Annotated in this window: 25 protein-coding genes; 9 read left to right on the top strand and 16 right to left on the bottom strand. The window is 64.0% G+C overall.

Going from position 1 to position 25440, the window contains the following annotated elements:
- Positions 1-4: 4 nt before the first annotated feature.
- Positions 5-1129, bottom strand: coding sequence for a P-loop NTPase (locus I2H36_RS14200; protein WP_196264547.1), 1125 nt, complete (start codon positions 1127-1129; stop codon positions 5-7).
- A gap of 217 nt (positions 1130-1346) precedes the next feature.
- On the opposite strand from I2H36_RS14200, the gene I2H36_RS14205 reads away from it, so the two are divergent.
- From I2H36_RS14205 to I2H36_RS14225, 5 genes are all read left to right on the top strand, one after another.
- Positions 1347-1850: a pyridoxamine 5'-phosphate oxidase family protein gene (locus I2H36_RS14205; RefSeq protein ID WP_196264548.1), complete on the top strand. Its 504-nt coding sequence runs from the start codon at positions 1347-1349 to the stop codon at positions 1848-1850.
- Positions 1851-2034: 184 nt separating this feature from the next.
- Positions 2035-3297, top strand: coding sequence for a PQQ-dependent sugar dehydrogenase (locus I2H36_RS14210; RefSeq protein ID WP_196264549.1), 1263 nt, complete (start codon positions 2035-2037; stop codon positions 3295-3297).
- A 54-nt stretch (positions 3298-3351) separates the two neighbouring features.
- The gene (locus tag I2H36_RS14215) at positions 3352-3681 is read left to right on the top strand and encodes a c-type cytochrome (protein WP_246718810.1); all 330 of its coding nucleotides are present in this window, start codon (positions 3352-3354) and stop codon (positions 3679-3681) included.
- A 95-nt stretch (positions 3682-3776) separates the two neighbouring features.
- Complete coding sequence (gene pncB, locus I2H36_RS14220; protein WP_196264550.1) at positions 3777-5069, top strand: nicotinate phosphoribosyltransferase; 1293 nt, start codon at positions 3777-3779, stop codon at positions 5067-5069.
- A gap of 5 nt (positions 5070-5074) precedes the next feature.
- Positions 5075-5839 (top strand): LamB/YcsF family protein, encoded by a 765-nt coding sequence (locus I2H36_RS14225; protein ID WP_196264551.1) that lies wholly within the window; start codon positions 5075-5077, stop codon positions 5837-5839.
- Positions 5840-5861: 22 nt separating this feature from the next.
- Here I2H36_RS14225 and I2H36_RS14230 read toward each other — a convergent pair whose 3' ends face one another.
- Positions 5862-6734 (bottom strand): alpha/beta fold hydrolase, encoded by an 873-nt coding sequence (locus I2H36_RS14230; RefSeq protein ID WP_196264552.1) that lies wholly within the window; start codon positions 6732-6734, stop codon positions 5862-5864.
- A 115-nt stretch (positions 6735-6849) separates the two neighbouring features.
- Positions 6850-7236: a D-Ala-D-Ala carboxypeptidase family metallohydrolase gene (locus tag I2H36_RS14235; protein WP_196264553.1), complete on the bottom strand. Its 387-nt coding sequence runs from the start codon at positions 7234-7236 to the stop codon at positions 6850-6852.
- 486 nt (positions 7237-7722) lie between these two features.
- On the opposite strand from I2H36_RS14235, the gene I2H36_RS14240 reads away from it, so the two are divergent.
- Together I2H36_RS14240 and I2H36_RS14245 are read left to right on the top strand one after the other, a co-directional pair.
- Entirely contained in the window at positions 7723-8160 is a 438-nt protein-coding gene (locus tag I2H36_RS14240; protein WP_196264554.1) for a DUF4112 domain-containing protein, read from the top strand.
- Complete coding sequence (locus I2H36_RS14245; protein WP_196264555.1) at positions 8161-8547, top strand: hypothetical protein; 387 nt, start codon at positions 8161-8163, stop codon at positions 8545-8547.
- Positions 8548-8599: 52 nt separating this feature from the next.
- Here I2H36_RS14245 and I2H36_RS14250 read toward each other — a convergent pair whose 3' ends face one another.
- The 9 genes from I2H36_RS14250 to mbfA all read right to left on the bottom strand — a co-directional run bounded on the left by I2H36_RS14250 (position 8600) and on the right by mbfA (position 16891).
- Positions 8600-9409, bottom strand: a complete 810-nt coding sequence (locus I2H36_RS14250; RefSeq protein WP_196264556.1) for an ABC transporter ATP-binding protein — start codon at positions 9407-9409, stop codon at positions 8600-8602.
- Entirely contained in the window at positions 9402-10127 is a 726-nt protein-coding gene (locus tag I2H36_RS14255; RefSeq protein WP_196264557.1) for an ABC transporter permease, read from the bottom strand. The genes I2H36_RS14250 and I2H36_RS14255 overlap by 8 nt, the downstream gene beginning before the upstream one ends.
- Positions 10127-10849: an ABC transporter permease subunit gene (locus I2H36_RS14260; protein WP_196264558.1), complete on the bottom strand. Its 723-nt coding sequence runs from the start codon at positions 10847-10849 to the stop codon at positions 10127-10129. Before I2H36_RS14260 ends, I2H36_RS14255 begins: the two co-directional genes overlap by 1 nt.
- 136 nt (positions 10850-10985) lie before the next feature.
- A complete protein-coding gene (locus I2H36_RS14265) occupies positions 10986-11831 on the bottom strand; it encodes a lysine/arginine/ornithine ABC transporter substrate-binding protein (protein ID WP_196264559.1) in 846 nt (281 codons plus the stop codon).
- A 230-nt stretch (positions 11832-12061) separates the two neighbouring features.
- A complete protein-coding gene (locus I2H36_RS14270; RefSeq protein WP_196264560.1) occupies positions 12062-12907 on the bottom strand; it encodes a lysine/arginine/ornithine ABC transporter substrate-binding protein in 846 nt (281 codons plus the stop codon).
- Positions 12908-13031: 124 nt separating this feature from the next.
- The gene (locus I2H36_RS14275; protein WP_196264561.1) at positions 13032-13730 is read right to left on the bottom strand and encodes a fumarylacetoacetate hydrolase family protein; all 699 of its coding nucleotides are present in this window, start codon (positions 13728-13730) and stop codon (positions 13032-13034) included.
- 158 nt (positions 13731-13888) lie between these two features.
- Positions 13889-14713, bottom strand: coding sequence for a DUF4142 domain-containing protein (locus I2H36_RS20345; RefSeq protein WP_196264562.1), 825 nt, complete (start codon positions 14711-14713; stop codon positions 13889-13891).
- Between the two features lie 237 nt (positions 14714-14950).
- A complete protein-coding gene (locus tag I2H36_RS14285; RefSeq protein WP_196264615.1) occupies positions 14951-15865 on the bottom strand; it encodes a metallophosphoesterase family protein in 915 nt (304 codons plus the stop codon).
- A 54-nt stretch (positions 15866-15919) separates the two neighbouring features.
- On the bottom strand, positions 15920-16891 hold the full coding sequence (mbfA, locus tag I2H36_RS14290; protein WP_196264563.1) for an iron exporter MbfA: 972 nt from the start codon (positions 16889-16891) through the stop codon (positions 15920-15922).
- Between the two features lie 337 nt (positions 16892-17228).
- On the opposite strand from mbfA, the gene I2H36_RS14295 reads away from it, so the two are divergent.
- Together I2H36_RS14295 and I2H36_RS14300 are read left to right on the top strand one after the other, a co-directional pair.
- Positions 17229-17711 carry an NUDIX domain-containing protein gene (locus I2H36_RS14295; protein ID WP_196264564.1) on the top strand — a complete coding sequence of 161 codons (483 nt, stop codon included), beginning with the start codon at positions 17229-17231 and terminating at the stop codon, positions 17709-17711.
- Between the two features lie 156 nt (positions 17712-17867).
- The gene (locus tag I2H36_RS14300) at positions 17868-18371 is read left to right on the top strand and encodes a GNAT family N-acetyltransferase (protein WP_196264565.1); all 504 of its coding nucleotides are present in this window, start codon (positions 17868-17870) and stop codon (positions 18369-18371) included.
- A 146-nt stretch (positions 18372-18517) separates the two neighbouring features.
- Here I2H36_RS14300 and I2H36_RS14305 read toward each other — a convergent pair whose 3' ends face one another.
- Genes I2H36_RS14305 through I2H36_RS14320 form a run of 4 tightly spaced genes read right to left on the bottom strand, consistent with a single transcriptional unit; the run spans position 18518 to position 25367 of the window.
- Positions 18518-20590: a hypothetical protein gene (locus tag I2H36_RS14305; RefSeq protein WP_196264566.1), complete on the bottom strand. Its 2073-nt coding sequence runs from the start codon at positions 20588-20590 to the stop codon at positions 18518-18520.
- Between the two features lie 15 nt (positions 20591-20605).
- Positions 20606-23410 carry a DUF4159 domain-containing protein gene (locus tag I2H36_RS14310; RefSeq protein WP_196264567.1) on the bottom strand — a complete coding sequence of 935 codons (2805 nt, stop codon included), beginning with the start codon at positions 23408-23410 and terminating at the stop codon, positions 20606-20608.
- Positions 23411-23413: 3 nt separating this feature from the next.
- Positions 23414-24340, bottom strand: a complete 927-nt coding sequence (locus I2H36_RS14315) for a DUF58 domain-containing protein (RefSeq protein ID WP_196264568.1) — start codon at positions 24338-24340, stop codon at positions 23414-23416.
- Positions 24341-24350: 10 nt separating this feature from the next.
- Positions 24351-25367: an AAA family ATPase gene (locus I2H36_RS14320; protein ID WP_196264569.1), complete on the bottom strand. Its 1017-nt coding sequence runs from the start codon at positions 25365-25367 to the stop codon at positions 24351-24353.
- Between the last annotated feature and the right edge of the window lie 73 nt (positions 25368-25440).

Consider the following 25440-nt stretch of genomic DNA (forward strand, 5'->3'; position numbering starts at 1 on the left):
GCGCTCACTCGATGACGATGCGCGGTGCAGGGCGGGCGGCAGCGCCGCCCGCGAGGGCCGTCCAGACCTGTTGCGCCATATCCTTGTAGATGCGGGCATGAGGTCCTTCCGGCTCCGCAACGACCACGGGCCGGCCTGAATCCGACAATTCGCGGATTGTCATGTTGAGCGGAACCTCGCCAAGGAAGGGGACGCCAAGGCGCGATGCCTCGTCCCGCGCCCCGCCGTGTCCGAAGATGTGCGAGCTCTGTCCACAATGAGGACAGACGAAGGTCGCCATGTTCTCGACGATGCCGAGAATCGGGATTTCCACCCGCTTGAACATGGATACCCCGCGCCGCGCATCGATGAGGGCGAGGTCCTGCGGGGTGGAGACGATCACGGCACCGGCAAGGGGCGTGGCTTGGGCCATGGTGAGCTGTGCATCGCCTGTGCCGGGCGGCATATCGACCACGAGCACATCGAGATCGCCCCAGGCGACCTCCCGCAGCATCTGGGTGATGGCCGACATCACCATCGGGCCGCGCCAGATCATGGCGGCTTCTTCTTCCACCAGGAAACCGATGGACATGACCTTGATCCCATAGGCTTCCATCGGCTCCAGGATCCGGTTCTCCAGCAGGCGCGGCTTGCCATGGATGCCAAGCAGCTTTGGCATGGATGGGCCGTAGATATCGGCATCGAGCAGGCCGACCTTCAATCCGAGAGCTTTCAGGCCAAGGGCGAGGTTACAGGCGGTCGTGGATTTCCCAACGCCCCCTTTCCCCGACGCCACGGCAATGACGTGCTGCACGCCTGGAATTCGCTGGTTCTTGGGCTGGGCCGCCGAGCGCGGGCGGGCTCCGCCAGGAGATGAGCCGGATGGGCCCACGCCGGCAGGCCGGTCGGCCGTGAGGCTGGCGAAGACTCCCTTGACCGCCGGCAGGCCCTGCACGGCTGTCACGGCTGCCTGGCGCACACGCTCCATGCTGGCGGCCTCGGACGGCTCGATGGTGATCGAGAACATGACCCGGCCGGCATCATCAACGACAACGTCGGACAGGCGTCCCGATGCCACGAGGTCGGTTCCGTTGGCGTCGACCGGCACGGTCGACAGGGCCTGCAGCACATGCTCACGGGTGATCGCCACTTTGTCGTCTCCTGGGCCATTCGAGGCGTCGTGTTCGTGACATCTATAGGCTGCCGAGCGGTTCGTTAAGGCATTCCTGGGGGGAAGATGCGGTATTCCGAACCAAAGCCCACCTTGTCCGTTGTTCACCCGATCCCTCGGGAGCCGGCTCCACCGGCCGAGTGGCTGCCTTCGCTGATCACATCCCGGGCGTACGACATCAATCGAGGAGACGAGAATGCACCAGCACGGCCATAACGATCCGAATGCTGCGAAGCTTTACGAGCTGATCAAGGACGTGAAGATCGCCATGATGACCACCGTCGAGACCGACGGCACCCTGCACAGCCGGCCCATGCACAGCCAGGATGCGGACGAGCATGGCGATCTTTGGTTCTTCACACAGATCCAGTCTCCCAAGATGACGGAGATCTCCCGCGACAGCGAGGTGAACCTCGCCTACAGCGATCCGAAGACCCAGACCTATGTCTCGGTGTCCGGCAAGGCCGAAATCGTGCGCGACAAGGCGAAGATCGAAGAGAAATGGTCCGAGCCCCTGCGCGCCTGGTTCCCGAAAGGCACGGACGACCCGCAGATCGCTTTGATCCGTGTTCATCCCGCGAAGGGTGAATACTGGGACAGCCCGTCTTCGACCCTGGTCCATCTCTACGGTTACGCAAAGGCGGTCGTGACAGGAGAGCAGCCAAAGCCCGGCGATCAGGCAAAGGTCAACTTAAGTTGATCATGCTTTCACGACAGGGAATAATTGGGGCCGCTTCGCGGCCCCTTTTCTTTGCGTTTACTTCATCTACCTCTTCGTCATAAGCTTAGGTTTGATGCAGAATCGGTCAATATCGAAGGCGGAAACAATCCGCTCGAAGAATATAGAAAAGTAGCTGCAAGGGGGGCTCTCTTGGGAGGAAACGATGAAGTCCATCCTGCTTGCTGCTGGTTCCATTGTTGCTCTTGCGTCCCCCAGTCTTGCCCAGCCCGCCGCTCAGCCTTCGAGCAATCTCGAGAAGCTAACATCCTTTCAAAGTACTGGCACTGAAGAACCAAGGCCCATCGCTCAGGAGGGCCGCCGCGCGGATGCGCTGCGACGCAATCTTGAAAAGATCAAGCTCCCGGCCGGCTTCAAGATTGACCTCTACGCCGTCGTCCCCGATGCACGCCATATGGCTGTGGGCCCCAATGCCAGTGTGGTCTTCGTCGGCACGAGAAAGAACAACGTTTACGTCGTGACGGATCGCGACAAGGATCGCGTTGCGGACGAGGTGAAGCAGTTCGCTCCGTCGATTGCGATGAAGATTCCGAACGGCGTCTGCTTCTCGCGTGACGGCCTGCTCTATGTCGTGGAGCAGAACCGCGTTCTGCAGTTCCCCGCCGCCGAGTTCTTCTACGAAGGGCCGGATGTCGCCGCCTTTGTCGTCGCAAAGCAGGGGGACCTGATTCCGCCTGCTGAGGAAAGTTTCAACCACACGGCGCGTGTCTGCCGGATTGGGCCCGACAACAAGCTCTATATTGCCCTGGGCCAACCCTTCAACGTGCCGGCGAAGGACAAGCTCGATCTCTATAAGCGCACAGGCATCGGCGGCATCATCCGCATGGATCAGGATGGCAAGAACCGCGAAGTCTATGCAACGGGCATCCGCAATTCCGTCGGCATGGATTTCAACCCGGCCGACAAGTCCCTGTGGTTCACCGACAATCAGGTCGATGGCATGGGTGACGATCAGCCTCCCGGCGAGATCAACCGCGTTGCAAGCCAGGGGCAGAACTTCGGCTTCCCCTATTACGGCGGCGGCACGGTCCGTACGGTCGAGTACAAGGACGACCAGGTTCCGGCAGGCGTTGTCGGACCTCAGGCCGAGACGGACCCTCATGCGGCCGATCTCGGCATGATGTTCTATACGGGACGCATGTTTCCGCAGACCTATCAGGGCGGCATCTTCACGGCCCAGCACGGCTCCTGGAATCGCACCAAGCCGATCGGCGCGCGGGTGATGTTCACCCCGGTTAAGCCGGACGGTACGGCTGACAAGCCACAGGTCTTCGCGGAAGGATGGCTCACGGACAACGGTGAGTATCTTGGGCGGCCCGTTGACGTGGCCATGCTGCCCGACGGGTCTCTTCTCGTCTCCGATGACACTGCTGGTGCCATCTACCGCATTTCCTATGAGGGCCGGTAAGACCCTTTTGACAGGCGCGTCCCCGACGCGCCTGTCCGTCCCGGAGAGAACATTATGAGGTTTTCCATTGCCCTTGCCGCGCTTGGCGCGTTTCTGGCAGCGTTTGGGCTTGCGGGCGCACAGGCCGGCGATGCCAGGGCAGGGCGCCAAAAGCTCACCACCTGTCAGGGCTGCCATGGGCTCGATGGCCTCTCGAAAAACCCGGAAGCGCCCAACCTCGCAGGCCAGATCGAAAACTATCTCGTCAGAAGCCTCGCGGCTTACAAGTCGGGCGAACGCAAGAACGAGTCGATGAACATTGTAGCAAAGGACCTGTCAGATGAGGACATCGCCGATGTGGCGGCCTATTACGCCTCGATCCAGGTCGACGTCCTGCCGCCTTAAGCTGTGACTGGCCCCAGCCTTGTAGTCAGACACCCTTTCATCATGGGCGGTGCTTCGCTATTGTCCTGCTCCCCGTGAGTGGCAAGGAGCAGGCGATGGTCGACATCGCGACCCGCGTCTATAACCATACCTGGAAGATCGATCCGATCGTCCGGTCGGTTCTGGATACGGATTTCTACAAGTTGCTGATGGCGCAGACGATCTTTCGCCGCCATCGCGACGTGCAGGTGACGTTCGGCATTCATAACCGCACCACCCGCATCCGCCTGGCCGATATCATCGATGCGGGCGAACTGCGCGAGCAGCTCGATCATGTGCGCAGCCTGCGCCTGACCCGGGGCGAGTCCACCTGGCTGCGGGGCAACACCTTCTATGGCAAGCGGCAGATGTTCTCGCCGGAGTTCATGGACTGGCTCGAGACCTTCCGCTTTCCGGAGTATCTTCTGGAGAAGGAGGACGGCCAGTACGTGCTGACCTTCCACGGCCCCTGGATCGAAACCACCATGTGGGAGATCCCGGCGCTTGCGATCCTCAATGAGCTGCGTTCGCGCGGGGTCCTGAGGGGGATGGGCAAGTTCGAGCTTCAGGTGCTCTATGCCCGCGCCATGACCCGTGTCTGGGAGAAGATCGAGCGGCTCAAAAGCCTGCCGGACCTCTCCATCGCCGATTTCGGCACCCGTCGGCGCCACGGCTTCCTCTGGCAAGATTGGTGCGTCCAGGCCATGATGGAAGGCCTTGGATCGTCCTTCCTCGGAACATCCAATTGCCTGATCGCCCTGCGTCAGGAGGTCGAGGCGGTGGGCACCAATGCCCATGAACTTCCCATGGTCTATGCGGCCTTGGCTGAGTCCGACGAGGAACTCGCCCGATCCCCTTACGACGTGCTGTCCGATTGGCAGGAGGATTACGAGGGCAACCTGCTCGTCATCCTGCCCGACACCTACGGCACCACGAACTTCCTGCAGAACGCTCCCGACTGGGTGCCTGCCTGGACCGGCATTCGCGTCGATTCCAAGGATCCCATCGAGGGCGGCGAGGAGGCCATCGAATGGTGGCGCCAGCGCGGGCAGAACCCACGCGAGAAGCTCGCGATCTTCTCCGATGGTCTCGACGTGGATGTGATTGAGCGCATCCACCGGCATTTCCGCGGTCGCATGCGCATCGGCTATGGTTGGGGCACGCTGCTCACGAACGATTTCCGTGGGCTGGCTCCCGATGGAAAGCTCGATCCGATCTCCATTGTCTGCAAGGTCATCTCGGCCGATGGGCGGCCGACGGTGAAACTTTCCGATAATCCGACAAAGGCCATGGGGCCGAAAGCGGAGGTCGAGCGTTACAAGCGCATCTTCCACGTGGGCGAACAAGCGGCGAAACCGGTTCTGGTGTGACGAGCATGATCATCGATCTCAACTGCGATATGGGCGAAGGCTTCGGCCCCTGGCCGATGGGAGACGACGAGGCGATGCTCGACATTGTGTCCTCCGCCAACATCGCCTGCGGCTTTCATGCAGGTGATCCCTCCATCATGTTCCGTACGGCGGAGATCGCGAAGCGCAAGGGCGTGGCCATCGGGGCGCATCCCGGCTTCAACGATCTGCACGGCTTCGGCCGCCGCATGATTCGTGGCGATTCTCCCGCCGAGATCGAGCACATGATCGCGTATCAGATCGGCGCCATGCAGGCCGTGGCATCGCTTGCCGGCCATAAGGTCACCTACGTGAAGGTGCACGGGGCGCTCAACAACATGGCGAATGAGGACGAGGATCTCGCTCTCGCGATTGCCCGCGCCATCAAGGGGGTCGATGCGAGCCTCATCAACATGTGCATGCCGGGCCTGCTGATGGAGAAGGCGTCCCACAGCGTCGGCATTCCGGTCGTGCGCGAGATTTTCGCCGACCGCACCTATGAGGATAACGGCACGCTCACCAGCCGGAAGAAGCCCGGCTCCGTGCTGCACGACGCCGAGTTTGCAGCAGAACGCATTCTGCGTGCGGTCCAGGACCGAGCCATCACGACGGTGTCCGGCAAGCGCATCCCGGTCGAGATCGACACCATCTGCGTGCATGGTGACGAGCCGAGCGCTGTGGCGATGGCACGGACAGTTCGTGCGAAGCTGGAAGCGAACGGCGTCAGGATCGCACCTTTCGCAGCGTCCTGAAACTGAGTGGGCGCTGCCTCTGTCAACGCCCAAAAGCCCTGGCCAGGAACGGCTGCAAAGCCGCCAGCGTTTCCTCGGGCGCTTCCTCGGCGAGATAGTGGCCGCAATCGATGGCGTGGCCCTCAACCTGATCGGCCCAGTCGCGCCAGACGGCCGGCACGTCGTACCATTGATCGAGCCCGTTCCTGCGGCCCCAGAGAGCCTGCACCGGGCACATGATCCGCCGACCTGCCTTTTGATCTTCCTCATCGAGGCGCATGTCGATGGTCGCGCCGGCACGATAATCCTCGCACATGGCGTGGATCGTGTACGGATCGGTGAAGCAGCGGCGGTATTCGGCAAGCGCCTCCTCGTCGAACATCGAGCGACCGCGGCGAAGATAGATGGCATCGGGATCCGATGCGATCAGCCGCTCCGGCAATGGATGAGGCTGCGCAAGGAAGAACCAGTGCCAGTATCCCATGGCGAAGGCCATGTCCGTGCGCTGGAAATGCTCTGCGGTCGGGATGATGTCCAGAACCGACAGCGCCGCGATCCGCTCCGGGTGATCGAGCGCCATCCGGTAGGCACAGCGTCCGCCGCGGTCGTGTCCGACGACGGCAAAGCGCTCGAAGCCGAGAGCGTGCATGACCTCCACCTGATCGCGCGCCATGGCTCGCTTCGAGTAGGGTTCATGCTCATCGTTTGTCGGAGGCTTGGAGCTGTCGCCATAGCCGCGCAGGTCGGCACAGACGATTGTGTAGCTGTCGGCAAGTTTCGGCGCCACCTTGTGCCACATGACATGGGTCTGCGGATGCCCATGCAGCAAAAGCACGGGCGGACCGCTGCCGCCGACCCGCAGGTTGATGACGGCCTCAGACGTTTCGATTCGACGATGGGTGAAGGTCTCGAACATCCTGCGAGTGTCTAACAATTTTCGCGTCGAGACCAGAGCGTGGGAAAAGCAGCAGGGCTGCGGACAGTAGTCCGGAGCCCTGTGACTCAAGACGGAATGTGCAATGGGCAGAACCTCACCAGGAGCGGCGTTCTCCATTGTCGATATGGATGATGCCGTTGCGATACATCTTCAGCCCCCCGACCTGGGGGTGAGACCGCAGATACGCCATGACGCCGCGACCACGGGTGCGAACCCTGAAATCGATTGCCCGGCAGGCGAGGTGAAGGGAGTGGCGAGCGCCGCCGGCGCTCCAGTTGCGGGAGCGGTTACGATGGGTGGATTCGACGCTGACAGAGCCGAATTTTTCCGCAACCGAGGCGACGACCTCACGCAGATTGCCCGGAACACAGTTGGTCGGAGCGCTCGCCCGCAACGTGATCGCTCCCTGTGAGACCAAAGATGCGAAACCGGAGAGGGTTCTCGCATTCGGCAGGCTTCCTGTCGTCTTGGGATCGTTCATCTCGTCGTTCGAGGGAAGGCTGGCATATTGAGCCGGAGGGATGAACCCGCCTTCTTCACCGGCTATTAGTATGTTTGTTGAGAACCCAAGCAGCAGTGTGCTGACCGCAAGAGTCGTTCTGAACGCACGGCGGACTCGGCATTTGTTGCTCATCGGGTTCTCCCGTTCTGAGCCCCTACACGTCATGCCGCGCGTTGGTCCTCCCAGCGGCATGTTTGTCTTCTTAGTCAGGCGACTGACGGTTGCGCGAACAGCGCTCAGGACGGCTACCTAAAGTAAGCTCTGCCTTAGGCAATAAGACCTAAGGGGATCTAAGCCATTAGAGATGACGCGTGGCTGGCAAAGCTTTGTTCTGCAAGGAATCCTATGAGAGGAAATTTTGGGTGAGTTATGAAATAACAACGGCCTGATCTTGCAGAATCTTACCTGAATCCACACATCAATGTCCGTTGTGCCGATCATCGGGATCGGCCCCTGGAGACTGGAATGGACGCTGCCCGTAGTGCTGTTTTCGATGCGATCAAGACCGCTGGCCCAAGCCGGGAGGATGCGATCGCGCGCATTACACTGGTTGCAAACCTGATGGACAGCGCCTTCCTGATTCCGGGCCTGAACCGGCGTGTGGGACTGGACGCTGTGCTGGGCCTCGTGCCGGGTATCGGCGATGCACTTTCCGCGGCGATTGCGAGCTATATCATCTGGGAAGCCCGTCAGCTTGGTCTGCCGCGCTGGAAGATCGCCCGCATGATCGGCAACGTCGCTGTCGATACCGCCATCGGTGCAATCCCGTTCGCGGGCGACGTGTTCGACGTGGTCTTCAAGTCCAACCAGCGCAACCTGCGCATCATTCACGAGCATCTGGGCACCCCAAAGCGCGGACCGAAAGAGATCGACGGTACGGCCGTGCGCATTGAGGAGCGCTAGATGAAGCGCCTGCTGTGGGTTCTGGCCTGGATCGCCGTGGCGTTCTGGTCGCTCTTCGCCTGGGGAGCCTACGGGCTTCTGGACTTCTTCGGCGGCGTCGCTGCCCGCAATGCCGATATCGTCACGGGACATCCCGAGACGGTGGAGTGGCTCTCCTGGGCTCTGATGACCCTGAGAAGCCTTGGCATGGGCGCCGTCGTGGTCGTGTGGGCGCTCGTGTCGCTGCTCATTCTCGCCGTTCCGGCCGTGCTGGGCCTGTTTCTCGGCGGCTCGAGATCTGAGCAAGGGCTCTACGAGTGGCGGGAGCCTGGAACCGGCTTCAGGTCCTCCTCTGCGCCCCCGCCTTCAACGGGATCGTATCCACCACGGCAGATCGAGAAACGCTGAAAGTAAAAAGGGCGAAGCGGATGCCGCTTCGCCCTTCGTGTTTGTCCAAGCCTCAGCGGTGGCTTGAGATGAACTGCTTGAAGCGCTCGGATTTCGGAGCGCCGAACACTTCTGCGGGTGCGCCTTCCTCCTCCACCACGCCCTTATGCAGGAACACGACCCGGTTCGATACGTCGCGGGCAAAGCCCATCTCGTGCGTTACCACCAGCATGGTGCGGCCTTCCTCGGCCAGCGAGCGCATGACCCGCAGCACCTCGCCGACGAGTTCCGGATCGAGCGCGGAAGTCGGCTCGTCGAAGAGCATCACCTGGGGATGCACGGCGAGCGCCCGTGCGATGGCGGCGCGCTGCTGCTGGCCGCCGGAGAGGTGCGTGGGATATTGATTGCGCTTGTCGACGATGCCGACCTTCGCCAGCAGTTCCTCGGCCTCGGCGATGCACTCTGCCTTCGGGCGCTTCTGCACATGAACGGGCGCTTCGATCACGTTCTCCAGGATCGTCATGTGCGACCAGAGATTGAAGCTCTGGAACACCATGGCGACGCGGGACCGGATGCGGTCCACCTGGCGTTGATCGGCCGGCTCCATGCCCTTGCGGGTCTTCTTCAACTCGATGGTCTCGCCGCCGATGCGGATCTCGCCGGAATCGGGCACCTCCAGCATGTTGATGCAGCGGAGCATGGTGGACTTGCCGGAGCCTGAGGCGCCGAGGATTGAAATCACGTCGCCTTCCCGGGCGCTTAAGGAAACGCCTTTGAGGACTTCGAGTGATCCGAAGCTCTTGCGGAGGTTCTGCACGGAGACGGCCGGAGCCGCCTCGGACGACGCGAATTGAGACGACAAGGCTGCAACTCCGTTAGACATGGGCGGCCTCCAAGCGCGGCTCCACGGCCGGGGGGCGGCGCAGGTGAGGCGAGAGCCACCATTCGATGGCCATGATGATGCGGGTGATGATGAAGTTCAGGATCAGGTAGATCAGGCCGGCCACGATGAACACCTCGACCGCCCGGAACGTCTGTGAAATCAGTTTGGCAGCAAGCCCGGTCACTTCCATCATGGTTATGATCGACGCAAGCGACGTCGCCTTCACCATCAGGATGATCTCGCTGCCATAAGCCGGAAGCGCCTGGCGAACCGCGATGGGGAATACGACTCGGCGGAAGAGCAGGAAGCCCGACATGCCGCAGGCCCGCGCCGCCTCGACCTGGTTGTAGGGGACCGATTGCAGCCCGCCGCGGATGATCTCGCTGGCGTAGGCCGCCGTGTTGAGCGTCAACGCGAAAACCGCGCACCAATAGGGCTCACGGAAGAAGGTCCAGAGGCCCCATTCCTGCAAGACAGGACGGAACTGTCCCAGGCCATAATAGATCAGGAATATCTGTACGAGCAGCGGCGTGCCGCGGAACACGAAGACATATCCTTGGGCCGGCCAGTCGAGCACCTTGAGGCCCGACATGCGCATGAGCGCCAGGAGCATGGCGAGAATGGCACCGAGACCCACGGCCATGAAGGCCAGGTTCAGGGTCAGCGGCACGCCGCCGATAAGCGTCAGGAAGGCATCCCGCATGAAAGCGAAATCCATCAGGAAGCCCTCCGCATGCCGCGCAATGAGTAGGTCTCCGCGCGCTGGAACAGGTAGGTCGAAACCCAGGTGATCAGCAGATAGAGCACAGCGGCCGTGAGATAGAAATCGAACGGACGGCGCGTGGAGCCGGCCGCGATATGCGATTGGCGCAGCAACTCCACGAGGCCGGTCACGGAAATGAGCGCCGATTCCTTCAGCACCAGCTGCCATGTGTTGCCCAAGCCCGGAATGGCATAGCGCAGCACCTGCGGGGCGATGATGCGGCGGAACAAGAGCCAGCGGTGCATGCCCACCGAGCGCGCCGCCTCGATCTCGCCCCGGCTGACGACCTGGTAGGCGCCTCGGAAGACCTCGGCCTGATAAGCACCCGACACGATGCCGATGGCCATGGCGCCTGTGGCAAAGGCCGGCACGCCGATGAACCCGTCAGCGCCGAACAGGCTGCCGATGGCACCTAACGCCGCGCTGCCGCCGAAATAGAACAGGTAGATGACGAGAAGATCGGGGATGCCGCGCAGGATGGTGGTGTAGCCGTCGGCAAGGCTGCGGGTCACAAGGTTGCCGCCGATCTTGCCCCAGGCCACCAGGGTGCCGACGATGGATCCTGCGAGAAAGCCGCAGATGGCGACCGCAATCGTCATTCCCGCTGCGGTGAGGAGAGCCCATCCCCATCCATTGGGACCAAACCCGACGAGCTCGAAATAGCTCAGTTGCTGCACGCGTCGTAACTTTCTTGAATATGTCTCCCCGCCGTGGAAGGCAGCGAGCGAGACAGCATCTGTAACATCCGGTCTTTAGGCCGGATCATATCCCGGGCCGGGGGGCGGGCCCGGGACTTTTTTCGCCGCTACGTCGTCAGACCTGCGGGGTCGCGTCGATCTTGAACCACTTCTCGGACAGCTTCTTGATCGTGCCGTCCTTGATCGCAGCCTGGATCGCCTCGTCGAAGCTCTTCTTCAACTCCGTGTCGTCCTTGCGCATGCCAACTGCGACGCCGCGGCCCAGTATGCCGCCGCGCATGCCCGTTCCGGCAATCACCATGTCCTTGAACTCGGGCTTTTCCTGCGTGGCCTTCAAGGCCCCGTGTCCGGCGAAGATCGCGTCGATGCGACCGGCGCTCAGGTCGAGATCGTGCTGCTCGGTGGTCTTGTATTCGCGGATCTGGATCGTGTCCTTGAGGTACTGCTCCAGGAACTGCGAGTTCACCGTCGAGCCCTGCACGCCGACGGTCTTGCCCTTGAGCAACGGCTTCCAGGCCTCGATGGCCTTCTTGGCACCCTCAGGATCCTTCTCGAAGCTCACCGTGGTGCCGGTGCCCGCCAGCTTGGCGAGCGGGGAATCCTTCATCACGCCAAAGCCATGCGGCGTGGCGGCATAGGGGATCGAGAAGTTGATCACTTCCAGGCGCTTGTCGGTGATGTTCATGCCCGCCATGATGGCGTCGTACTTCTTGGCATTCAGTGCCGGGATGATGCCATCCCAATCCTGGGCCACGATCTCGCACTTCACCTTCATGCGGCCGCAGAGCTCATTGGCGAGATCGATCTCGTAGCCCTCGAGCTTGCCGCCGGCACCTGTGAAGTTCCACGGTGCGTAGGCGCCCTCGGTGGCAATCTTGACCGTCTTCTCCTGAGCGGCTGCTCCACCGATGGCGAGAGCGGACGCCAGGAGCCCGAGACCCAAAGCCTTGAACAGTTTCATTGTCATCCCTCTGGTCAGTTTCGACTGATCCGGTTGTCGGGCGAAAGGCGGCTCCCTTGAGCCGGACCCATCATCCTGCGCGTCAAAGCTAACATTCAAAAGCCAAGCCGGTGCAAGCCCTAAACATGTTGAATAAGGCAGCCAAGATGGCAATTTCGGTGGCAGATGTCGCATATCCATACAAAAAAGCGCGGCCGGAGCCGCGCCTTGGATTCTTGAAAGCCGAGAGATCAGCCCTTCGGGGAGATGTCGATCTTGAACCACTTCTCGGACAGCTTCTTCACGGTGCCGTCCTTGACGGCCGCCTGAATCGCCGTTTCGAAGCTCTTCTTGAGCTCCGTGTCGCCCTTGCGCAGGCCGACGCCGACGCCTTCACCGAGGAGGCCGCCGGTGATGGACGGACCGACAAGAGCGTAATCCTTGAACTCGGGCTTCTCGAGAGTGCCCAGGATTGCCGTGGAATCGGCCAGAACGGCATCGATGCGGCCGGCGGCGAGATCGAGATCGTGGGCCTCGGTGGTCTTGTACTCGCGGATCTCGGCTGTGCCCTTGTAATACTTGTCGGCGAAGTTCGAGTGGATGGTCGAGCCCTGGACGCCGATCGTCTTGCCCTTCAGCATCGGCTTCACGGCGTCGATGGCCTTTTCAGCAGCGTCCTTCTGCGACGTCAGGCTAAAGGCCTGGCCGGTGCCGGGCATCTTGGCGAGCGGTGAGGACTTCTGCACGAGAAAGCCGTTCGGGCCGGCAGCGTAAGGACCGGCGAAGTCGATGGTCTTCTTGCGCTCTTCCGTGATGCTCATGCCGGCCATGATGGCGTCGTACTTCTTGGCGGTGAGGGACGGGATGATGCCATCCCAATCCTGGGCCACGATCTCGCACTTCACCTTCATGCGCGCGCACAGGTCATTGGCGAGGTCGATCTCGAAGCCTTCGAGCTTGCCGCCCGCGCCCGTGAAGTTCCAGGGGGCGTATGCGCCCTCGGTGGCGATCTTTACCGTCTTCTCCTGAGCGGCCGCTCCACCCATGGCGAGAGCGGAACCGAGTAGAGCCAAACCGACGGTCTTAACGAATTTCATTGTCGTTCCCTTAGTTTTATGGGTCCGGTCTGGGCCGGATCCTAACTTACCGCGATCCAGAGGGTCGCGCCGTGACGCAGTAACGGTCAATCTCGCAAAAAAGGCAAGGGGATGCGGCCAGGCCTTACACAACCCGTAGCCGGATCTCGCCCAGGCCTTCGACGGCGCCGATCATGGTCTGCCCTTGCGTGACTGCTCCCACCCCGTCGGGGGTGCCGGAGAAAATCACGTCGCCGGGGGCGAGTTCGAAATAGGTCGACAGATAGGCGATCTGCTCGGCCACCGACCAGATCATGTCCGACAGGTCGGCCCTCTGCTTGATAGCGCCGTCCACGGCGAGCGAGATGGTGCCGTTCGCCAAGTGGCCGACACTGGAGACCGGGTGGATCGGTCCGACGGGGCCGGAACGATCCGCCGCCTTGCCCAGCTCCCAGGGACGCCGGAGCTGCTTGGCTTCGTCCTGCAGATCGCGGCGGGTCATGTCGAGGCCAACCGCATAGCCGAAGACATGGTCGAGAGCCTGCTCGACCGGGATGTCCCGGCCGCCCTTGGCCAAGGCCACCACCATCTCGATCTCGAAGTGATAATTGCCGGTCTTGGCCGGATAGGGATGGTCGACGGTTGCGCCATCCGCGACAGGTTGCAGGGCATCTGCCGGCTTCATGAAGAAGAACGGGGGCTCGCGGGTCGGATCGCCACCCATCTCCCGTGCATGAGCGGCATAGTTGCGGCCGACGCAATAGACACGGCGGACCGGGAACAGGTCGTCGGTGCCGGCAACCGGGAGAGCGGGGAGGGAAGGCGCGGGAATGACGTAGGCCATGGGAACTCGCGAGAGGAGAGATGGATGTGATCCCTTCCTACACCCTGCGGCTCGCACGACAAGCCAGGAAAAAGGTTCAGCCTTCCGTTCCGGCAGACCCATAAGAATGCGGCGGGTCCATTGGACCCGCCGCACCATAATGTCAGGCTGGAAGCCGATTAACGGCGACGGGCAGTGGCGCCCGGAAGACGACGGGAATCCGCAAGGTGATGTTCGATATGCGGAACCACCGAGGCTGCGAACTGGCGTAGCGACGGATCGTTGCCGGCCTGAGCGTAGCTCGTGTGCAGGGCGAGAGCCTCCTGGTGGCCCATGCGCTGGGCCTGTCCGTAGAGACGATCGAACTGCGGACCGGAGGTCGACGCCATCTGGTTCAGCATGGCCATCTTCTCGGGAGGCAGCGCAACGCCGAGCTGAATCGGGGCGACCGAACCCGTCGCCTGCACGTCAGCCGCACCGCCGGCCGCTGCACCGGTCGTGGCGCCAACGCCCGCACCGACTGCAGCGCCAACCGGGCCGCCGACCAGGGCCCCAACGCCAGCGCCGGCCAGAGCACCGGTCGCCGTCCCGCCAGCCGTACCAGGGGAGCCGCTCGATGCAGCACCGGCCGTCGCGCCGGCCGTTGCGCCAATGCCGGCGCCGACTGCTGCGCCCACGGGGCCGCCGACCAGAGCGCCGATGCCCGCGCCGGCCAGAGTGCCGCTTAGGGAGCCGCCGATGAACTGACCGTTGGCGCTATAGACCGCACGGCCGCCGTTGAGGGCCTGGCTCGTCATGGAGTGGTCCTGGATCATCTGCTGGGCATAGCGGCGAACGGCAGGATTACGGGAGCGCTCAAGGGCGAGCTGGCTCGAGGCGATCTCGAAGGCATCCGATTGAGCCGCCATCATGCGATAGCTCTGGCTGTCCATGACCGTCTGCGCCAAGGCCGGGGCGGCCGAAACGGATGCGAACAATGCCGCGAGGGCAACGTATTTCTTCATGAGATGAACTCCTGTTTTCTCGGGTCGCAGAACACCGTGCGCAGCCCGACAGGCTTGCGAAGTTCATAGGTGGCTGCTGCACCCCTTCAACGGAGAGCGATCTAAGCGGTTCCAGGAAAGCAACGGGATTGTGAAGAAAATCTGCTATGAATACTGAAGCTTAGCTTTGGCTATGCTCATAAGGGCCCATGGCTTAACTTGTGTTAGACAGATCGCGCAGAGATCTGGGTCTCTGTGCTAGTCCTGCTCGTGAGGCTGGCGAATGCGGGCGAGCGAAAGCATGCCGAGGCCACCAACGGTTCCGTCGGGCTTCAATCCCCTTCGCTCCGCCATTAGGAGAAAGCCGGTTTCATCTCGGCCGATGGTGAAGAGATGATAGCCGGCCGTATGGGTCAGCGTTCCGCCGCGTGCCGAGGCCGAGGGTGCGCCGATTACCGGAATCGGGCCGCGCGGCCCGTCGAGATGGGCGAGCGATCCCACATGGTTGTGACCATGAAGCACGAGCTCCGCGCCCGCCCGGCAGAGCATCTTCTCGAAGCGTTTGGCATCGGTCAGGTTGCGGCCCGGATCCGCCCCGCCCACGTGCGGCGGGTGATGAATGAGCACGATCCGGAAGCAGGCCGGATCCTGACTTAGCTCCTTAAGGATCTCCTCGGTGGCTTTCATCTGCCTGGAGCCGATCCTGCCCGATGCCACGAAGGGCAATGTCGGGATGGCCGATGACAGCCCGATGATCGCGATGGGGCCGTAACGGCGCAGATAGGGAAAGCTCCCCTCGCGGCCGTCATCGCCCCGTGTCCACGGAGCGATCTCCCTCAGCAACCCCTCAAGGGAGCCACGGACATAGGCATCATGGTTGCCCGGCACGAAGGTGACGCGCGACGGATCCCCAAGCTCCTCGAGAAACACCCGGGAGGTCTTCCACTCGTCCGGCAGGCCGATGTTGCAGGTGTCCCCCGTGCAGGTGATGTGGTCGGGCTTCTGGGCGTGAATGTCGGCCACCAGAGCGGCCAGAAGCTCCATGTCGTGCATGTCGTGCCGGCTGCGATGCCAGTTGTACCAGCCGGTCAGACGCTTGCTCAGGAGCTGCTTCAGGCGCGGCCGGGGCAGGGGGCCCACATGGGGGTCGGTCAGATGGGCGATGCGAAACATGGCGGCCGGGTTCATGCGGGTGGACACGAGAACTCGCGCGGCCGCCCCGCCCCGTCAAGCGCTGCCGATGAAGATACCGGCGAGAAGCACCAGCACGCCGCCGACGATCACCTGATAGGTAGCGCTCCAGAACGGCGTCTCCATGTACTTCGTCCGGATCAAGGAGATCGCGACGAGCTCCACCGCCACCACGAGAGCCGCGATGCTGGTGGCCAGGATGAAGGCGTTGGGCCAGGAATCCGGCACCAGATAGGGCAGGGTGTGGCCGATGCCGCCGGCCGCCGTCATGAGACCGCAGATGAGGCCGCGCAGCCAGGGTGAGCCGCGTCCGGTGATCTCGCCGTCGTCAGAGAGAGCCTCGGTCAGGCCCATGCTGATGCCGGCGCCGACAGACGCTGCAAGCCCCACCAGAAAGGTCTCCCAGTTATTCTGGGTGGCGAAGGCCGCGGCGAAGAGGGGCGCGAGCGTCGAAACCGAACCGTCGATGAGGCCGGCGAGCCCCGGCTGCACATATTGCAGCACGAACAGGCGCCGGCGGGCATGCTCCTCGGCGGCTTCCGCATTCTCGGTCATGTGGGTGGCGTGAAGTTCGCCGGCCTTGCGCTCGTGCCCGCGCTCGATCTCGGCCAGCTTGGTGAAGAGCTCCCTTAAGGAAACGTCCAAGGTCTGCTGGGCGGCCTTCTCGTAGAAGCTTGCGGCCTGCAGCTCCATGACCTCCGCCTCGCGGCGCATGCGATCGAGATCGAGGTGAGCGCTCCACCAGACCGCGCGTCGTTTCAGGAAGCCGCGCACGTCCTCCCGGCGGATGGGAGGCAGATGTTCCCCGAAGCGGGATCTGTAGAAACCATAAAGGGAGTTGCGATGCTCGCGCTCTTCCTCGGCCATGCCGTCGAAGATCTCGGCCGAGGCGGGGAAGTCGGGCCGAAGGCGATCCGCAAAATGCTGGTAGATCCGTGAGTCTTCCTCTTCGCTCGCAATGGCGAGCGCCACGACTTCACGTTCGGAGAGTTCTGACAGGGACTTCATGGCGGCTCCCATTTAGAATTATTCTAAAAGAGAGCCGCGTCATAGCCAAGCCCCCTGCCATTGAGGACAGGGGATCGTCCGAATTCAGTACTGAGCGCCCGGGATCAGAGTCGAGTAGACCGTGCGGTCGTCGAAATTGAGGGCAGGCGACCACGAGAAACGGGCGGAACGGTTCAGACGGGACAGGATGAGAGCGAGAAACATTGGAACACCTTTGGTTGCCGCTGTCTTAGACCTTCGTATTATGCGGGTCACGCGCCAATTTGAGGCCACTGCTATGCATTTCATGAATGACGACATTCATTCTCCGGTAATCTTGTTGTGATAGCATAAGCCGATGTCCGACTCTCCGCCGTCTCGGAAAGCATCGCGGCTCCTGTCTCTGGGGCTGCACACCTATTGGCGTTTCTCGAGAGGCATGACCCTCGGCGTTCGCGGCGTGGTGCTCGACCGGCAGAACCGGGTCTTCCTGATCCGCCACACCTACGTGCCCGGATGGCACCTGCCGGGCGGCGGCGTCGAGACCGGCGAGGCGGCCCTGGAGGCGCTCGACCGCGAGCTGCGCGAGGAAGCCTGCATCGCCATGGACGAGCCCCCCAGCCTGTTCGGCGTGTTCTTCAACAATCGCGTGTCCCGGCGCGATCACGTCTTGGTCTATGTGATCCGGCGCTTCACGGTTCTGCAGGCCAAGCAGCCCGATCGGGAGATCGCGGAGGCAGAGTTCTTTCCCCTCGACAATCTTCCCGAGGAGACCACCTCGGCCACCCGGAGCCGCTTGGCGGAGATCCTCGAAGGCCAGCCTCCCTCGCCGCATTGGTGAAGAAGGTTTGCGCCAGGTTCCCGACGCTGCTATGGCCTAATCAACTGAGGAAACGCCGAGCTCCATGACGACCACCCGGATTCTGCGACGACGACACGGCTGATAACCCATCCAGCCGCCTGATCCCTTCTCGTCTCTCGCGCTTTGAGTCCGTTCATGACTGAGCTCTCGCTCCAGATCCGCACCGAACAACCCATCGATTCAGAAGCCATCGAGCGCCTGCACGAGCGTGCCTTCGGCCCGGGCCGCTTTGCCCGCACCGCCTCGCGCCTGCGCGAGGGAGCGCCGCACCTGCTCGACCTGTCCTTTACCGCCATGGTTGGCACCCTGCTGGTCGGCTCGATACGCATGACCCCCGTCGTGGCCGGCGAGGAGCCGGCCCTGATGCTCGGACCGCTGACGGTGGAGCCGGCCTTCGAGAGCCGCGGTATCGGCGCGGCCCTCATGCGCCGCTCGCTGGATGCCGCCAAGGCCAAGGGACACACCCTGGTGCTGCTGGTGGGCGACGAGCCCTATTACAGCCGCTTCGGCTTCAAGCGCATTCCGCCCCAGCACCTGCAGCTTCCAGGCCCGGTCAATCCGGGACGCTTCCTGGCGCTGGAACTGGAAGAGGGCGCGCTCGCCCGGGCGAAGGGGCTGGTGAGCACCGTTCCCGACTAGAGCGAGTAGAGCGCAGCCTCTCACAACCTCTCCACGTCATGGCCGGCCTTGTGCCGGCCATCTCGATGCTGAAAAGTGCAGCGCTTCAAACAATCGAGATCACCGGCACAAGGCCGGTGATGACGTGGTGGTAGTTTGGGTCTCGCTTACGCCCTTCGCCGCCCCTCGATCAGCCAAGCGGCGAGCGTCGAGCCGATCAGCAGCACCAACCCGACGAAGCCCAGTGCCATCGGGAAGACCGAGACGCCGCGCACAATGGCGCTGTCGCTCGGCCTGATGCCGATCCAATCGCCACCGGCAAAGCGCGAGCCCGAATGCACCGCAATGATGCGGGGCAGGGTGATGTTTCTGTCGCCCGCCATCGCGACCCGGCGCACCGATCCGCCCGTTGCCTCGGCGATGGGGGTCAGGGCTTCCGTGTTGCTGAACACATCCATCAGCTCGCGTGGATTGGCCGGTCCGATGCTGACGAAGGTGATAAGGTCGCCCGAGCGGATCGTATGCAGCCCGAGCTCGCGGCTTGCGGCCAGCGCGGTGAACAGGCCGGGGCGCGTCTTGCTCAGCAGAACGACGCTCTCCTGGCCGCTCGGCGCGATGACGGTCGCGGGATCGGCCGTTTCCGCCATGGTCTGACGCTCGATGCGGATGTCGCGTCCCTGGGCGCTCGCCCTCAAGGCCTCTTCCTCCAGGGCCGGCTCCTTCATGAGCCAATGGGCGAGGCGGCGCAGGAGGTCGAGATGCGGTCCTCCCTCCTGATAGCCGCGGGCCCAGAGCCAGGCATGGTCGGAGAGCAGAAGCGCCACGCGGCCCTTGTCCTCCCGACGCAGCACGAGCAGGGGCAGGTCGTTAGCGCCCGACATCAGGGTCGAGCCCGACTGCACCTGCGAGCCGATGATGCGCAGCCACTCGCCCCAGGCGGGCGGCGACTGCTCCGATCCCGGCAGGTCGCGGGTCACCGGATGACGGTCGCCCGTATCGGTGATCTCGGCCTTGTAGGGCTGCTCGACAATGCTGCCGTTGGGCTGTCCGGGGATGATCGGCGCGAGCCGGGTCTGGGCAAGGCTGCCATAGCTGGCGAATTCCGGGCCCGCCGCCACGAGGATCGCCCCGCCCTCGCGCACATAGCGCACGATGTTCTCGAAATAGCTCGAGGGCAGGATGCTCTGGTTCGCATAGCGGTCGAAGATGATCAGGTCGAATTCCTTGATCTTCTGCTGGAACAGCTCGCGGGTCGGGAAGGCGATCAGCGACAGCTCGTTGATCGGCGTGCCGTCCTGCTTCTCCGGCGGGCGCAGGATCGTGAAGTGGACGAGGTCTACATTGGCATCCGACTTCAGCAGGTTGCGCCAGGTCCGCTCGCCCGCATGGGGCTCGCCGGAGACCAGGAGCACGCGCAGCTTCTCGCGGATGCCCTCGATGGGAATGACCGCCCGGTTGTTGGCTTGGGTCAGCTCGTTCGGCAGACCTTCCACTTCGAGCTCGACCACGTTGGTGCCGCCATGCTCGATGCGCACATCGAGGGAGAAGGAGGTATCCGCGCGCACCTGCTGGCGGGTGATGACCTGCCCGTCCCGGCGCACGGTCACGAGGGCAGAGCCCGTGCCGCCCCGCTCCATCACCTGGGCGCGGATGGTCTGGTCCTTGCCGACGATGCCGAAGCGCGGGGCCTCCAGGAGCTTGATCTGCCGGTCGCGCTCGTCGGGCCGTCCTGTGATCAGCGCATGGAGGGGCGCCCTGAAGCCGAGGCTGTCCACGGAGGGCGGAATGTCGTGCACGACGCCGTCGGTCACGAAGATGACGCCGGCAAGACGATCCGGCGGAACATCGGCGAGGCCGTTGGACAGGGCCGTGAACAAGCGTGTGCCGTCATCGCCGTTGCCGTCATCGGCTCCGATGAAGCGCAGATCCACATCGGTGAGCGAGCCGAAGCGGCGCTCCAGCTCGACTCTCACCTGATCGGTCATGGGCGAGCGGTCACCGAGCGTCTGCGAGGTCGAGCGATCGATGACAATCGCCACGATGTCCTTCACCTTCTCCCGGTCCTCCTGCACCAGCGCCGGATTGGCGAGCGCCAGGAGCACGAGCCCGAGGGCAACCGCGCGCAGGATCGCCACGGGACCGCGCGTGACGAGGGCCAGGATCGCCAGCAGGGCGACGACCGCGCCGAGAGCCCATAGCGCGTAGTCGGGAATGAGAGGCGTGAAACTGATGGACAGCAAAGTAGAACTCCCGCCCTATTGCCCGAGACGTTCGAGCAGGGCCGGCACGTGCACCTGGTCGGCCTTGTAGTTGCCGGTCAGCGCGTACATGACGATGTTGACGCCGCTGCGATACGAGAATTCCCTCTGGCGCTGATCACTCCCGACGATGGGATAGAGCCACTCGCCGCGTCGGCCCACAGCCCAGGCGGCCGCAAGATCGTTCGACGTGATGATGATCGGCGAGACACCGTCGCCCGAGCGGGCCGGGCGGCTGGCCTCACCCTCCGCTTGCGGCGGCAGAACCTCGACCCAGGTCTGCCCGGTGGCGTACCGGCCGGGGAAGCTGTCGAGGATGTAGAAAGTCTTGGTGAGCACGTGATCGGCCGGCACGGGCTCGATCTCGGGAATGTCGAGGCCCGCGAGCAGCCGGCGCAGATACTGCCCTTCTGCAGTGGGCGCGCCGTCGAGGCGATTGCCGAAGGCATCGCGCGTGTCGAAGATGACGGTGCCGCCGCCCTTCATGAAGGCATCGAGACGCCGGATCGCGGCCTCTGATGGGATGGGCCGGCTGGCGACGATGGGCCAGTAGATCAGCGGATAGAACGCCACCTCGTCCCGCGAGAGGTCGATGCCGATGGGATCGCCCGGTGACAAGGCGGTGCGCTGACTCAGCACCTGCGTCAGTCCGGCAAGGCCGGCTTTGCTGGTCTCGTCCACCTGCGAGTCGCCCGTGATCACGTAAGCGAGCCGCGTCACGAGGGCAGGGCTGGAGCTTTCCATCGTCATGGAGGACCGACGCTCCTGCGCGCTTGTATCGGAGGCCGGGTTCAGGAGCAGGGATGCGCCGAGAATGATGGCCGCCGCAGCGCCGGCCCGGCGCAGGCGGCCGGTGAGATTGGACAGGTGGCCGCCGAGCCAGAGCGACGCGAGGGTGTCGGCGACCAGCAGCAGCAAGGCCAGCATGAAGAGCGGCATGCGCAGATCAACAGTCTGCGCATTGGCAAGCGGCGCGATCCGCGCATTGAGGGGCCCGAAGTCGAGCGCAGCGAGACGATCGTCCGGCATGAGCGCATTCACCGCAAGGCTCGAATCCACTGAACCGTAGAAGCCCGGCGGATGCTCTCCGTTGGCACGCCCGGCATAGTTGCGCGGCACGGCGCGGGCATTGGCCGGAGGCTGGGTGAAGATGCCATAGCCGTCAAGCGTCAGTCGGGGAGCGACCGTCGCGTTCTCCGCATTGCGGGATTCCGCGTTCAGGTCGTTCGGCGCGCCCGCGAGAGCCGTGGTCCGGCGCAGCATGTCGACGAAGAGGCCAGACAGGGGCAGGTTCGACCAGGTGGTATCGGCGGTCACGTGAAAGAGAACGATCATCCCGTCGCCGCGCTTGTCGGCGGTGACGATCGGCGTTCCGTCGGCCAGAGCCGCCCAGGTCTTGGCCGGGAGGTCGCCGTCGGGCTCCGCGAGGATCTGGCGGCGGATGCCGATTTCTTCCGGCACGGCGAGCCCGAAGAAGGGGCTCTCGCGGGTGAAGGGCGCGAAGGTCTTGGGCGTATCCCAGGACAGGGTGCCGCCAAGGCTGCGCCCGCCCCGGCGCAGGCGCACCGGCACCAGTTCGTCGTTGCCGGCGGACAGGCGCGAGCCGGCAAACCGCAGCAACATGCCGCCCTGTTCGACGAAGGCCGTGACCTTGCCGAGCGTCTCGCGGTCGAGCCCGCCCACATCGGCCAGCACCAGCACGGAGACCTGCTCGTCGATGAGCTGGTTCACCGAATCTGCCACGCCGCCGCGACCCGTACGGATCTCCGAATAGGGCGCGAGCGCCCGCTCGATGTAGTAGAGCGGCGAGAGGAGAGGCTGCGCCTGATCCGATGTGCCGCCGAACACGAGGCCGACGCGGCGGCGCTTGCCGCGCTCGTCGAGCAGGTGAACGGCCCCGGCTGAACCTTCGCCGAGGATCTCGATGCGGGCGATCGAGTTGCGGATCTCGGTCGGCAGATTGAAGGCCACGTGGGTCTCGGTGGCATTGGCCTCGAAGGAGAAGCGTGTATCGGCGAGCGGCAGGCTCTTGAGGTCCAGGACCCGGACGGTGCCGGAATCGCGCCCGTTTGGTTCAGGACGGATGAGCCTGACATTGAGCTGACCGCCGGCATTTTCCACGCCGGCAACCGCAAGGGCGGGAGCACGCTCCGCCTTGAGGACGGTGATCTGCTGGGCGTTGGCCATGGGAGCCAGACCATCGATGAAGCCTTGCCCGTCAACGCCCGCGACCCCGTCGCTGATCCAGACGATGTTGGCGTCCGGCGTTGCCTCCATGAAGCGCTTGACGGACTCGAGATGCATCTGGCGGTCCTGCAGGTGCGGCAGGGGTTTTAGGGAGCGCAGGCGCTCAAGCGCGGCGGCGGGGCTCGCAGGCTCGATGGCGGCAGGCGTCTCGGCTGTTGCCACGAGAGCCACGGTGCGCCCGTCGCGCCCAGCCGCCTCGATGCGCTCTAACGCCAGGTTCATGCGCTCGCGCCAGTCGTGAGCCGCTGCGAAACCGTTGTCGAGCACGATGAGAAGCGGCGAGCGGCTGCTGTTCTCGGCCAAGGGGTTCCAGATCGGGCCGGAGGCCGCGAGGATGAGGAAGGCGGCGAGCAGCAGCCGCAGGAGCAGGAGCCACCAGGGCGTGCGGGCCGGCATTTCCTGCTCGGGGCGCAGGTCCGCCATGATCCTGAGCGGCGGGAAATCCACGCGTTTCGGCTGCGGCGGCGTGATGCGAAGGAGCAGCCAGATCGCCGGGAGCGCTGCGAGCGCCGTGAGGACCAGTGGAACGGTGAAGGTGAGAGGCAGGCCCAGCATCGCTCAGCGCCCTCCTGCACCAACGCCGCGGGAGGTCGCGACCAGGGTCATGAGGCGAAGCGCCGCTTCGCTCGCAGGCCGGTCGGTCCGGTGGATGGTCAAGGTCCAGCCGCGGCGCCGGGCCAGTTCCTGCAGCTCCGCCCGGTGCTGCTCGATCCGCAGGCGATAGGCTTTGCCCCAGGACGCGGCATCGCCGATCCGGAGCGACAGGCCGTCCTCGAGATCGTGCAGAACCGCCTGTCCCTGGAACGGGAAGGTCTCCTCCACGGGATCGACGATCATCACCAGATGCCCGCGCGCCCCGCGGGACGAGATGCCTTCGACCATGGTGGCGATGTCGCGCACAGGCGACAGGAAATCACTGATCAAGATGGCCTCGTGCTGCGGCGCCACAGCCGCCTGCGGGGGCAGGTCCTCCTCGAGGGAGGCGCGATCCGCCACCAGGGTCTGGGCCATGGTCTCGGCAATGCGCCGGGACGCACGCGGCGACATCAGCCCCAGCATGCCGACCCTCTCACCGCCCTCGACGAAGCAATTGGCGAGCGCCATGCCGAGCACGATGGCGCGCTCGATCTTGGACGCCTGAGCGAGGTCGGAGGCGTAGCCCATGGAGGCGGAGCGGTCGATCCAGAACCAGACGGTCTGGGCCGTTTCCCACTCGCGCTCCCGGACATAGAGGCGGTCGTCGCGGCCCGAGCGACGCCAGTCGATCCGCTGCGCGGCCTCGCCGGCCACGAAGGGGCGGAACTGCCAGAAGGTTTCGCCGATGCCCGCGCGGCGGCGGCCGTGAATGCCGTGCGCGAGATTGGCCGCCACCCGCCGGGCTTCCAGCACGAGACGCGGCATCCGGTGAGCGAGGGAAAGCGCGCTCTCCGTCTCTTGGCGGCCCGGCGAACGGGCGCTTTCGGGGAGGACCCGGACACGGGCCATGGCGATGATCCTAGCCTGCCAGCCGCGCGGTAAGCCGGCCGATGACACCTCTGATCGTGTCCCCGTCGGCACGGGCTGAGAAGGTGAGCGCCATGCGGTGCTTGAGCACCGGCTCGGCCAGCGCCACCACGTCGGCCAGCGAGGGCGCCACCCGGCCCTCGATGAGCGCACGGGCGCGCACAGCCAGCATCAGGGCCTGGCTGGCGCGGGGGCCAGGGCCCCACAGGATCTTGTCGCTCACGCCCTCGATCCGTTCCGCTTCCGGACGGGCCGAGCGCACGAGATCGAGGATCGCCTCGACGACGCTCTCGCCCACGGGCAGACGGCGGACGAGGCGCTGGGCGTTCATGAGCGCCTCCGCGTTCATGACGGCGGTGGGCTTGTGATCCTCCACACCCGTCGTCTCGATCAGGATACGCCGCTCGGCTTCGCGGCTCGGGTAGCCGACGTCGATCTCCAGCAGGAAGCGGTCGAGCTGGGCCTCGGGGAGGGGATAGGTGCCCTCCTGCTCGATGGGGTTCTGCGTCGCCAGCACATGGAACGGCTTCGGCAGGTCGTGCCGCTCGCCGCCCACGGACACGTGATGCTCCTGCATGGCCTGCAAAAGGGCCGACTGGGTGCGGGGGCTGGCGCGGTTGATCTCGTCGGCCATGAGAAGCTGCGCGAAGACCGGCCCTTTCACGAACCGGAAGGAGCGGCGCCGGTCGGCGCCCTCGTCGAGAATCTCTGACCCTAGGATGTCGGACGGCATCAGGTCCGGGGTGAACTGGATGCGGCGGGCGTCCAACCCGAGCACGGTGCCCAAGGTGTCCACAAGTTTCGTTTTCGCGAGGCCCGGAACGCCCACCAAGAGGCCGTGTCCGCCGGCGAGCAGGGTGATCAGGGTAAGGTCCACCACGTCTTCCTGGCCGAAGATGACGCTGTGAATGGCCTCCCGGGCCCGGCCTACTGTCTCAAGCGTTGCCTCCGCGTTGCGGATGATCGCGTCGTCCAAGGCGGTGGGCGCTTGAGCAATGCTGGCCGTCATGAGGTCATTCTCCCTCTCATACCCATGTGCCCCCGTTAGCTAGTCTGCCTTTGATCCTGGTCGATAAGCAAGG

This window comes from Microvirga terrestris, assembly GCF_015694425.1.
Taxonomy (GTDB): Bacteria; Pseudomonadota; Alphaproteobacteria; order Rhizobiales; family Beijerinckiaceae; genus Microvirga; species Microvirga terrestris.